Source organism: Nostoc cf. edaphicum LEGE 07299, assembly GCF_015207245.1.
GTDB lineage: Bacteria > Cyanobacteriota > Cyanobacteriia > Cyanobacteriales > Nostocaceae > Nostoc > Nostoc edaphicum_B.
The window spans coordinates 1-4,155 of sequence record NZ_JADEXF010000512.1; the positions used below are offsets into that span (position 1 = coordinate 1).

Below are 4,155 nucleotides of genomic sequence, written 5' to 3' on the forward strand. Positions count from 1 at the left end.
GAAAAAACTCACGCCAGCTGAAAAGCAACTATGGCAAGCTTTAAGAGCAGGTAAACTAGGTGGCTTCAAGTTCCGCCGTCAGCATCCAGTTGGACGTTTTATTCTTGACTTTTACTGTCCAGTTTGCAAACTAGTCATTGAGTTAGATGGAGCAATCCATGATAATCAGACAGACTATGATGCAGACAGAACAAAATATTTAGAAACTTACGATTATAAAGTTTTGCGTTTCCACAATGAAGAGGTTATGCAACAGTTAGAAAAAGTTTTATATCTGATTCTTCAGGCTGCATTAGCCCTCACCCCCAGCCCCTCTCCCGATTCCGGGAGAGGGGAGTAAATTTTCCAGTTCCCCTTCTCCCACATTTGGGAGAAGGGGTTAGGGGATGAGGGCAACCCTTCTCAAAGCCAACTACAAAAGGACTTCGATACAATGACCAGCCAAATAACAGAACACGCTTTTGAAACTGCGATAGTTGACTCCCTAATTCACGATGGTGGCTATCAATTAGGCGATGCTGTCAACTTTAGCCAGGAGTTAGCATTCGATAAAACCACTATTTTCCGGTTTATTCAGACTTCTCAGCCAGAAGCATGGCAAAACCTGACAGACATTCATGGTGCTGAAGTTGAATCTAAGTTCATCCAACGGCTGTGCCAAGAATTGGAAAATCGCGGGATGTTAGACGTGCTGCGCTATGGCATCATTGACTACGGTGTACGCTTCAAATTGGCATTCTTCAAACCTGCCAGCAGTCTAAACCCCGATACTTTAGCACTTTACGAGCAAAACATCCTGACTGTGACTCGTCAGGTGCATTACAGTGCTAATCATGAAAACTCCCTAGATTTGCTGCTAAGTATTAATGGCTTACCAGTCGCCACAGTAGAACTAAAAAACCAGTTTACTGGACAAAATGTAGAAAAAGCCAAGCGCCAGTATATTCAAGACCGGGATAACCGAGATTTGTTATTTCAATTCAAGCGGCGTTCTTTGGTGCATTTTGCCGTAGACCCCGATGAAATCTGGATGACTACGCGCATTGATGGCAGTAACACCCGTTTTCTACCCTTCAACAAAGGCTATAACAAAGGTGCAGGCAACCCACCCAACCCAAAGGGTTACAAAACCGCTTACCTTTGGGATGATATCTGGGCAAAAGACAGTTGGTTGGATATCATATCTCGTTTTTTGCACCTAGAGCAAGAAAACATTAAACTAAACCACAAATCTGCCAAAAAAGAAAGCCTCATCTTTCCTCGGTTTCACCAATTGGATGTAGTTCGCAAGCTAACCGCAGATGCCAAAGTGAAGGGGACAGGACAAGATTACCTAATTCAGCATTCTGCTGGTAGTGGCAAAAGTAATTCTATTGCCTGGTTAGCATATCAACTTGCTAGCTTATATAATGACCAAGATGAACGAGTTTTCGATTTAGTCATCGTCATCACTGATAGAAAGGTACTAGACCAGCAACTTCAAAACACGATTTACCAGTTTGAGCATAAGCAAGGAGTCGTGCAAAAAATTGATAAAAACTCTGCACAACTAGCTGAAGCGTTGGTTTCTGGCACTAACATCATCATTACTACCTTACAGAAATTTCCTTTTGTCTTAGATAAGATTCGGGAAATCTTAGAAAAAAACAAGATTGGCGAACTACCTAAACGTAATTACGCCCTAATTGTGGACGAAGCCCACAGTTCTCAAAGTGGCGAAGCGTCCAAGAAAATGAAAGAAGTGCTTTCTATCAACGATTTAAGTCTTTCAGCCAAGCAAGAAAGCATGGTTGATGAGGAAGATGATATTGAAGATAACATCCGCAAGTCCATGCGTGCCCGTGGTAAACAACCAAATTTGAGCTTTTTTGCCTTCACAGCCACACCCAAGCCAAAAACCTTAGAAGACTTTGGCCACATGAACTCCCAAGGGCAAACAGAACCTTTTCATCTGTATTCCATGCGGCAGGCAATTGAAGAAGGTTTTATTATGGATGTGTTGCAAAATTACACAACCTACAGAACTTTCTTCAAAATCAGTAAGGCGATCGCAGACGATCCTAACATTTCTAAAAAGAAAACGAGTCGAGCGATCGCTAAATTTTTATCACTCCATCCACACAACCTAGCCCAAAAAACTCAAGTTATTATCGAGCATTTTCGCCAATGCGTGATGCATAAAATTGGCGGTAAAGCTAAAGCAATGGTGGTTACAGCTTCTCGACCCCATGTAATCCGCTATAAAGAAGAATTCGACAACTATTTACAGAAACAAGGTTATGCAGACATCAAAGCATTAGTAGCCTTTACTGCTTTTACCGATAGAGAAACTTATATCGAGTACACTGAATCTGATATCAACGGCTTTGGTGAAAAAGAATTACCCGAAAAATTTGAAACGGTTGAATATCAACTCCTGATTGTAGCAGACAAGTATCAAACTGGTTTCGATCAGCCATTATTGCACACCATGTATGTAGATAAAAAACTTTCTGGTGTCAAAGCTGTACAAACCCTCTCTCGCTTGAATCGTACTTGTCCCGGTAAGGAAGACACTTTTGTTTTAGATTTTGCTAATGATGAGCAGGAAATTATTGATGCTTTCCAGCCTTATTACGAACAAACAACACTAATAGCAACAACAGATCCTAACAGACTGTATGATTTAAAAAATAGGTTAGATAGCTACCAGGTTATCTGGCCTAGTGAGGTAGATGCTTTTGCCAAAATATTTTTTAAGTCTCAGGAAAAGGTAAATAATCAAGATCAAAGTAGACTGCATTCCTTTATTGATCCTGCTGTAGACTGTTTTAAAGGTTTAAGTGAAGAACAGCAAGATGAGTTTAAAAATAGTCTAACCGCGTTTATCCGGTTATATGCATTCTTAGCACAGATTATGCCATTTGCAGATGGAGAACTAGAAAAATTTTATGCTTTTGCTCGTCTTCTGCAAACCAAATTACCAAAACTTAGCCAAAGTGAAGCTTTTAAACTTATTGACGAAGTTGCACTAGAATATTATCGACTACAAAAAATCCGAGAAGGTCAGATAATCTTAGAAAAAAATACAGAGTTATCTCTACAACCTATAACCGAAGCTGGCATACCAAGAGATAAAGAAGAACAGGCTAAACTTTCAGAGATTATCGATATTCTCAACAAAAGATTTAGAACTGATTTTACTGAAGCAGACAAATATTTTTTCAGCCAAATTGAAGAAGCACTAGTTCAGGATAAGACATTATCACAACAAGCCAAAAGTAACTCAATTCAAAACTTTAAATATGGCTTTGAGGATGTATTTCTGACAAAGCTGATTGAGCGAATGGATTTAAAGCAAGATATTTTTACCAAAATCATAGATTTTAAAGATTTTGGTGAAGTAGTCAAAGAGTGGATGCTGAGGAAAGTGTATACAAGGTTGACACAGGAGTTCAGCTAACAAAAATGATTAAATTACTTCAAGCGCCCAGACTCTTTGAGCCTGAGCGCTTGAATATTAGGTTGCAGAGAAACTTCTGCTAGTTAGGGGAATTATGCGGGCATCATCTGCATACTTCTACAAGACTCTGCACACTTGCGGCAAGCAGCAGCACATTGCATCATTTTCGCATCATCGCTCATCATTTCACACGCCATTGCAGTGCGATCGCACATTTCCGCACAAAGCATACAAGTGCGTTCCATGAACTCAGAACCGCTCATCATCATATTCATGCACATCATGCACATTTCAGAGCAATCGCGCATCATGCTCATCATGTTCTTATCCATGTGCTGACCACCTTTACTCATGCAATGAGTCATGGTTTCCATGCACATTTTATGACAGTCCATACAAACATCCATGCAAGTTTGCATTTCTGGAGTCATGGTTTCAGTCATCATCATCATCATCATCGGAAATACCTCCTGATTTTTTGATGGATAAAATAGTGTCCCCGGAAGGACTACTCATCACATTAGTCTTATCCTTTTAAAGAGTCAATGGGGTTTTTAATGCAGGATTTTTAAGCCTACTATCCCGATATAATTACCGGAAATTTGAACGAATCCTACACTATTTTAGTGTTGTTTTTTTGTGAAATACTATACATTAAGGCTTTTAAACCCTCATTCCTAAGTGGGGTTTCATTTGGCAAGTCAACTTTACAT

Annotated in this window: 3 protein-coding genes; 2 read left to right on the forward strand and 1 reads right to left on the reverse strand. The window is 39.8% G+C overall.

Going from position 1 to position 4,155, the window contains the following annotated elements; translation table 11 throughout:
• Together IQ229_RS15840 and IQ229_RS15845 are read left to right on the forward strand one after the other, a co-directional pair.
• Window positions 1-340, forward strand: a 340-nt coding sequence (locus IQ229_RS15840) for an endonuclease domain-containing protein (protein WP_194045229.1), incomplete at its 5' end; no start/stop codon positions are given.
• 93 nt (window positions 341-433) lie between these two features.
• Window positions 434-3,442, forward strand: coding sequence for a type I restriction endonuclease subunit R (locus IQ229_RS15845; protein ID WP_194045231.1), 3,009 nt, complete (start codon window positions 434-436; stop codon window positions 3,440-3,442).
• Between the two features lie 92 nt (window positions 3,443-3,534).
• Here the strand turns inward: IQ229_RS15845 and IQ229_RS15850 are convergent, their stop codons facing one another.
• Window positions 3,535-3,897 carry a four-helix bundle copper-binding protein gene (locus IQ229_RS15850; protein ID WP_194045233.1) on the reverse strand — a complete coding sequence of 121 codons (363 nt, stop codon included), beginning with the start codon at window positions 3,895-3,897 and terminating at the stop codon, window positions 3,535-3,537.
• Window positions 3,898-4,155 lie beyond the last annotated feature (258 nt).

Bases quoted from the DNA above. Each gene is read 5' to 3' on its own strand.
- IQ229_RS15850 (WP_194045233.1), bottom strand. From the start codon at position 3,897: ATGATGATGATGATGACTGAAACCATGACTCCAGAAATGCAAACTTGC.
- IQ229_RS15845 (WP_194045231.1), top strand. From the start codon at position 434: ATGACCAGCCAAATAACAGAACACGCTTTTGAAACTGCGATAGTTGAC.